The sequence below is a fragment of the Halolamina salina genome, from assembly GCF_042678005.1.
In the GTDB taxonomy this organism is placed as follows: domain Archaea; phylum Halobacteriota; class Halobacteria; order Halobacteriales; family Haloferacaceae; genus Halolamina; species Halolamina salina.
Genome location: NZ_JBHUDH010000001.1, coordinates 13226 through 13687 on the forward strand (window position 1 = coordinate 13226; position 462 = coordinate 13687).

General features: G+C 71.9%; 1 pseudogene. It reads left to right on the forward strand.

Annotated features, from left to right (window positions below):
• A pseudogene (locus ACFR9S_RS00100) lies at window positions 1–462 on the forward strand (M42 family metallopeptidase); the annotation flags it as partial.

Below are 462 nucleotides of genomic sequence, written 5' to 3' on the forward strand. Positions count from 1 at the left end.
GACGATCGAGGGCGACTCGGACTACTCCGTCGCCGTCGCCGCCCACATGGACGAGATCGGTTTCATGGTCTCACGGGTCACCGACGATGGGTTCCTGCGGCTCGACGCCCTCGGCGGCTGGAACGCCCAGATCCTCCGCGCACAGCCCGTCACCGTCCACACGGACGACGGGACGGTCGCGGGCGTGATCGGCGCCGAGCCGGCACACACGCGCGACGAGGACGACGTGGAGGACATCGACGACCTCGCGGTGGATCTGGGGCTGGACGGCGACGCCGCGGCCGAGACCGTCTCGGTCGGTGACGTGGTCACGCTCGACGCCGAACCGCGCCTGCTGGGCGACTGCGTGACCGGGAAGGCGCTGGACGACCGCGCGGGCGTCTACGCGATGCTCGCGGCCGCACGCGCCGCCGACCCCGACGCGACAGTCCACTTCTGTGCCACGGTGCAGGAGGAGGTCGG